A 6,093-nucleotide genomic window follows, 5' to 3' on the forward strand; every position below is an offset into this window, starting at 1 on the left:
AAGACATACTGCGCGAACTGAATGCCAATCTCGAAAAACTCCAGGGGCAGGCGGCCGTCGCGCAGAAATTCCGCGAGCTGCAAGCCGACCAGGAGGAAAAGCAGCGGCTGCTCTGGCTGCTGCGCAAAAACGAAGCGAAGGCCGAACAGGAAAAATACTTCCGCGACATCGAAAAGGCGCAGCTCGAACTGGAAGAGAACACCGCCAAGCTCCGCCATGTGGAAACCGAACTGGAGCACATGCGCCAGGCACACTACGCCGCCGGCGACCGCATGCATACCGCGCAGGGTCATCTTTATCAGACCAATTCCGAAATCGGCAGCCTGGAAGCACAGATCAAGTTCGTCATCGAATCACGAAGCCGGTTGCAATCGCAACTCAACTCGCTGACCGCCCAGCGTGACCAATGGCAGCGGCAGGGGCAGCACCAGCAGGAAGAACTGGCAGAAGCGGAGATGCACCTGGAGGAGCGGGCGGCGCGCGTCGAGCAGGCGCAGCACGCGGCCCAGCAGCAGCACGATGCATTGCCCGCGATGGAGCAGGCATGGCGCGAAGCACAGCTCAAAACGACGGAATCGCGCGGCAAGATCATGCAGATCCAGCAGCAGATCGAATTGGAGTCCACGCACCAGCGCAACGCGTCGAATATTCTCTCGGGCCTGACCGTGCGGCGCGAACGGCTGACGCAGGAGAAAAGCGGGCTCAACCTGCCGGACACCGCCCATCTGTCGAACCTGAAGATCCAGCTTGAAGAAAAGCAGGCTCTGCTGGAGGAAGCATCGGAGCAACTGGAGGCTGCGCAGGAACAGCAGCCGAAGCTGGATGCGGAACGGCGCGCCGCGCAAGAACAGCTCAATGCGGAAACCGCCAGCAATGCGCAACTGGAAGCGCGCCTCGCGGCGTTGAAGCAGCTGCAGGAAAGCGTGCAGACGCAGGGTAAAGTCCAGCCCTGGCTGAACAAGCATGAACTGGGCGAGCTGCCGCGGCTGTGGCAGAAGCTGCATGTCGACCAGGGCTGGGAAACCGCGCTTGAATCGGTATTGCGCGAACGCACTTCGGCACTGGAGGTGTCGAACCTCGACTGGGCCAAGGCCTTTTTCGGCGATGCGCCTCCCGCCAAGCTGGCCCTTTTTTCTCCTGCGGCCGCGACGCCTGGCGCGAGCGTGGACGCGCCTGCCGGTCTCAAGCCCTTCATGCAATTGCTGCAGCTGAACGATCCCGGACTGCGTGCCCTGATGCAGGATTGGCTGCACAACGTGTTTGTCGCCGAGGACAGCAATGCGGCCTTTGTCGACCGCGCTAAATTGCCCGCCGGTGGCTGCTTCGTCACCAGACAAGGACACGTGATCGGCAAATCCAGTGTGCGTTTTTATGCATCCGATTCCGAACAGGACGGCATGCTGGCCCGCCAGCAGGAAATCGATAACATCACCAAGCAGCTGCGCGCGCAGCAAATGCTGGCCGACGAGGCGAAAACCCGCGCCGTCCGGGCGGAAGCGGCGCTGTCGCAGGCAACCCAGCGGCTGCAGGAGCTGCGCCAGCGCGTCGGCACCCTGACCCAGGCGGTGCATGGTTTGCAGATCGATGTGATGAAGCTGTCGGAAGTGCAGGAGCGCTTCAACCAGCGCAGCACGCAAATCGCAGCCGACCTCGCGGAGATCGCCGCCCAGGAAGCGGAGCAGCAGCAGATCAAGGTGGAGTCGGAAGCGAAATTCGAGCAACTCGATGCCGAGCTCGCCGAGCTGCAGGAAACGCATGAAGACGGACAGACCGATTATCTCGACAAGGAACAAAAGCTCAACGACGCCCGCGCGCGGCTGCGTGAGCTGGAACGGGCGGCGCAGGAGGCGGAATTCGCGGAAAAATCCCATCGCAGCAAGATCGATGAACTCAAGCGCAATATCGCGACCGCGCTTGAGCAGGCCGCGCAATTGTTCGCCAACATGCAGCAGGGGCACCTCGAGCTGGAGAGCCTGGATGACCAGACCGCCCAGGCAGGTCTCCAATCACTGCTTGACAGGCGCAGCGACCAGGAACGCGCGCTGGCGGATGCACGGCATGAGCTTGACCAGCTGACGCAGAAGCTGCGCCATCATGAAGAGGCGCGCATGCAGGGCGAGCGAAGCCTGCAGCCATTGCGGGACCGCATCATGGAGCTGCAGCTGAAGGAACAGGCTGCCCGCCTGAACCAGGAGCAATATGCCCAGCAACTGGTGGAAGCGCAGGCGGATGAGGCTGCGCTGACCGAAAAACTCGATCCGGATACCCGGCCGTCCTATCTGCAGGGCGAAGTGACGCGCCTCACCAATGCGATCGCGGCCCTCGGTGCCGTCAATCTGGCCGCGCTGGACGAACTGGCGCAGGCATCCGAGCGCAAGAATTTCCTCGACGCGCAAAATGCCGACCTGACCGAAGCGATCAATACCCTGCAGGACGCCATCAACAAGATCGACAAGGAAACCCGCGAACTGCTGCAGGACACTTTCGACAAGGTCAATCAGCAATTCGGCGAGCTGTTCCCGATCCTGTTCGGTGGCGGCAATGCCAAGCTGGTGATGACCGGTGAGGAGATCCTCGATTCAGGCGTGCAGGTCATGGCACAACCACCAGGGAAGAAGAATGCGACGATCCATCTGCTGTCGGGCGGCGAGAAGGCGCTGACCGCGACGGCACTGGTGTTCTCGATGTTCCAGTTGAACCCTGCACCTTTCTGCCTGCTGGATGAGGTGGATGCGCCGCTGGACGACGCTAATACCGAGCGTTTCTGCAATATGGTCAAGCGGATGTCGTCGCAGACCCAGTTCCTGTTCATCTCGCATAACAAGATCGCGATGGAAATGGCTCAGCAATTGATCGGCGTCACGATGCAGGAGCAGGGCGTGTCGAGAATCGTTGCGGTGGATATGGAGTCTGCTGCGAATTTTGCGTCGGAAGCGCAGGCAGCCTGAAGCGATGCGGTGGATTCGCCTGACGCGCCGGGGAAGAAGGCAGGCGTCAGGCGGAGAAGAATTGCATGAACAACTCAGATCAGATGCGTGCGGAACGGGCCATTGCGGCACGCTTTTGATAGTAGGCAACATTCATCTGCGCTTCGCGTGCACGCTGGAGTTCCACATCGGCGCAGATCAGGAAGTGGCGCTCCGCACGATGCAGCCACCAGCGCTGAACGGAACGAATAAGCGGGTTGATGGACATCATCGCCAGTTCCTGCAATTTGAAGTCTCCCGAGCCTTGTGTCGAAACGGCACCTGCTCTGCGGATCGAATCGGTTTTGGGCATCATTGTGGCGTTAGGAGTAGCCAGTTGTTCTTTAAATTTTCGTTGCATGCGAATCTCCAAATCAAAAAGAAATGTTGCGCACCAGAAAAATCATCACATCTAAAACCGAATTTTCTTCCCGTGTGTATCTGTGGAAACTTTTTCAGGCAGGCACTGCATTGCCGATGAGTTGGAATTCTATTGAGCATTATTTGAAGTGCATTGATGAAACTCAACCGGCGGATTTCCAACTTTCCGTTAGAGAATTTTTCGCAATTTGCTTGCGAAAAATCATCTTTTTGGCGATGGAATCGGCTGTTTTGGCCATCTTGGCGCGGCTTGACAAGTTTACGGGTGGACACTACCCTGACTGCCTTCATGCGCCAGCAGCGCGTATCCCGAAACGCCTATATTGATTGCTTATAACTTCGCTTTTCATAGAGCGGAAAAATGTTTGACTTACCGGACTTCGGCCATGAATCGATCTGAATTTTTCCTAGTTTCGAGCGCCCCGTGCGACCCGGATCATGGCGTTGCGCCAGCTTGCCTGCGCTCCAAGGAGTCGGCGCAATGACAGATCTTCAGACCAGCCTGATGGCAATCGGCGGGACCATCGTCGTCGGTGTGATCGGCTATAACAAATGGCAGGAATACAAGGCCAGAAAAACGGTGGAACGAGCTTTCTCGTCCGACCAGGACGATGTGCTCATGAAATCGCCGACGCCTGCCGGTGAAGCAATCGAGCGCCACGAACCGACTCTCGCGGACGATGACGGATTGAAGCCGTCGGCCGCGGTCCCGGTTTCAACGCAGGCCTTTGCCGACGAACCGCTCGCATCCGGTTCGGCGGCGGTCGCTGCTCCCCCCGTTGCCGCCCCTGTTGTCCAGAAGGATCTGCCGGTCGACGACCTGATCGATTGTGTCATCCCGATCACGCCCGAAGGCCCGTTGCGCGGCGAAAAAATTCTTCCCACCCTGCAAACATTGCGGCACGTCGGCGGCAAGCCGGTGCATTTCATCGGCCAGCGTGACGACGGCATGTGGGAGCCGATTGCCCACGGCGGCATTTACTATGCATTAAGCGCGGGGGTTCAGCTAGCCAACCGTGGCGGTCCACTCAATGAAATCGAGTTTTCCGAACTGGTGACACGCCTGCGCCGGATTGCCGACGACCTCGATGCCGAACCTGATATGCCTGACATGATTCACGTGATGCCCGGCGCCCGCGGACTGCATCAATTCGTCACTGAATACGATGCGCAGCTCAGCGTCAATGTCCAGTCGAACGGTGCTCCGTGGGTCATCAACACACTCCTGGCGGCGCTTGAACGGCAGGGCTTCGACCTGCGGCCGGACGGCCGCCTGGTCATGCCCGACGGCGACGGCGGTGTCCTGTTCTCGCTTTCCACCAACGTTACCCTCGCTGCCGAAAGTACGTCACGCCTGACGCTGTTGCTGGATGTGCCGCGGGTTGCGCAAGCACGCGACGGTTTCGGCGCGATGATCTCCTGTGCCCGCATGCTGGCATCCCGTCTCGACGGTACGGTAGTCGATGACGGCAACCAGCCGCTGTCGAATGCCGCGCTGGAAGAGATCGCCGGACAGGTGCGCGATTTCTACGGTCATATGGAAGCGGCCGACATTCCCGCCGGGTCGGTCCGCGCACAGCGGTTGTTCAGCTGATGCGGCAGGAGACGTCGGCGGCGCAGCCGAACAGCGGGCCGGATGCATCCAACTGGCAGGTCCGCGCCGCCTGGCTGAAGAGCGAACTCAACCGCCACAGCCACGCATACTACGTACTCGATAATCCGACCATTCCCGATGCGGAATACGACAAGCTGTTCCGAGAGCTTGTCGAGCTGGAAGTCGAACATCCCGACCTGCTGACCTCCGATTCCCCGACGCAACGGGTGGGCGGCAAGCCGTTGCCGCAATTCGATCAGGTGCGGCATGCGCTGCCGATGCTGTCGCTCAACAATGCCTTCGATGAAGATGACATTGCCGCCTTCGATCGCCGCGTGCAGGAAGGTTTGCAGACTGATGCGACGGTGGAATATTCGACCGAACTGAAGTTCGACGGGCTGGCGATCAGCCTGCGGTACGAGGATGGCCTGCTCGTACAGGCGGCCACGCGGGGTGACGGCGCCACCGGCGAAAACGTTACCGCGAATGTGCGCACCGTGAAGGCGATTCCCTTGCGTCTGCATACCGGGACGCCGCCGAAGGTTCTCGAAGTGCGGGGTGAAATCCTGATGTACAAGAGCGACTTCGCCAAGCTCAATGCGCGGCAGCGCGATGCAGGGCAAAAGGAATTCGCCAATCCCCGAAACGCGGCGGCCGGCAGTCTCCGCCAGCTTGATCCCCGCATCACGGCGCAGCGCACGCTGCGTTTCTTTGCCTATGGCATCGGCGTGCTGGAAGGTGCGGACATGCCGCCGTCGCATGAGGCGGTGCTGGGCTGGTATGCCTCGCTCGGCTTGCCGGTATGCAGGGAACGCGCTGTCGTGCACGGTGCGCGCGGCATGCTGAAGTTTTTCCACGGCATCGCGGAAAAGCGCAAGAGTCTCCAGTATGAAATCGACGGCGTCGTCTACAAGGTCAACCGTCTCGAGCAGCAGCAGAAACTCGGATTTGTGTCCCGTGCGCCGCGCTTTGCCATCGCGCATAAATTTCCTGCGGAAGAGGCGATGACGGTGGTCCAGGATATCGGCATCCAGGTCGGCCGCACCGGCGCGATCACCCCGGTCGCCCGGCTGGCGCCGGTATCCGTCGGCGGCGTGACCGTCACCAACGCCACGCTGCACAACGAGGACGAAGTCAGGCGCAAGGATATTC

Annotated in this window: 5 protein-coding genes; 4 read left to right on the forward strand and 1 reads right to left on the reverse strand. The window is 60.1% G+C overall.

Annotated features, from left to right (window positions below):
• Nucleotides 1-2,948, forward strand: a 2,948-nt coding sequence (gene smc / locus V7080_RS22760; RefSeq protein WP_334190665.1) for a chromosome segregation protein SMC, incomplete at its 5' end; no start/stop codon positions are given.
• A gap of 79 nt (nt 2,949-3,027) precedes the next feature.
• Here the strand turns inward: smc and V7080_RS22765 are convergent.
• A complete protein-coding gene (locus tag V7080_RS22765) occupies nt 3,028-3,327 on the reverse strand; it encodes a hypothetical protein (protein ID WP_334190666.1) in 300 nt (99 codons plus the stop codon).
• A 23-nt stretch (nt 3,328-3,350) separates the two neighbouring features.
• On the opposite strand from V7080_RS22765, the gene V7080_RS22770 reads away from it, so the two are divergent.
• The 3 genes from V7080_RS22770 to ligA all read left to right on the forward strand — a co-directional run.
• Complete coding sequence (locus tag V7080_RS22770; protein ID WP_334190667.1) at nt 3,351-3,674, forward strand: hypothetical protein; 324 nt, start codon at nt 3,351-3,353, stop codon at nt 3,672-3,674.
• 154 nt (nt 3,675-3,828) lie between these two features.
• A complete protein-coding gene (locus V7080_RS22775) occupies nt 3,829-4,941 on the forward strand; it encodes a cell division protein ZipA C-terminal FtsZ-binding domain-containing protein (RefSeq protein ID WP_334190668.1) in 1,113 nt (370 codons plus the stop codon).
• The coding region (gene ligA / locus V7080_RS22780) for an NAD-dependent DNA ligase LigA (protein ID WP_334190669.1) at nt 4,941-6,093 on the forward strand (1,153 nt) is incomplete at its 3' end. The genes V7080_RS22775 and ligA, both read left to right, overlap by 1 nt.

Source organism: Noviherbaspirillum sp., from assembly GCF_036846085.1.
In the GTDB taxonomy this organism is placed as follows: Bacteria; Pseudomonadota; Gammaproteobacteria; order Burkholderiales; family Burkholderiaceae_D; genus Noviherbaspirillum.